Here is a 461-nt window from a genome sequence, read left to right as displayed (position 1 = left end):
CATTGCGCAGGAGCGGAAGTGGCCGGTCATCTCGCTGCGGTGAACGAACGACCGCGAACTCAGATGCGTCCACAGCCGCGTCTACGACAGCGAACGAGGTAATACGATGCACACCCCTCCCTGGCGCCAGAGCGGCAAGGAACCCGACTACCGGTTCTCGCTGGCGAACGAGCGAACGTTCCTCGCGTGGATCCGCACGGCGCTGTCGCTGCTCGCCGGTGGCGTGTTGCTGGAGCAATTCGCGACGAGGCTCGAGCCGCGCTTCGTCGTCGTCGCCCTTGCGATCGCGCTGGCCGTCCTCTCCTCCATCCTGTCCGCGGTCGCCTACCTGCGTTGGAAGGCCAACGAGATTGCGATGCGGCATGACAAGCCGCTGCCGGCGACCATCGCTGTTCCCCTGCTTGCGATGTCGGCCGCTATCGTATCGGCGGTCATTGCGGCCGTCGAATGGCTGAAGTAAG

1 protein-coding gene is annotated in these 461 nt (G+C 64.9%); it reads left to right on the top strand.

The window, feature by feature from the left end:
- The first annotated feature begins 106 nt into the window (after nt 1–106).
- A complete protein-coding gene (locus M3180_RS22315) occupies nt 107–460 on the top strand; it encodes a YidH family protein (RefSeq protein WP_251671631.1) in 354 nt (117 codons plus the stop codon).
- Nucleotide 461 lies beyond the last annotated feature (1 nt).

Source organism: Paenibacillus camelliae (assembly GCF_023715345.1).
In the GTDB taxonomy this organism is placed as follows: Bacteria; Bacillota; Bacilli; order Paenibacillales; family Paenibacillaceae; genus Pristimantibacillus; species Pristimantibacillus camelliae.
This window is presented reverse-complemented; position numbering and strand designations above follow the sequence as displayed.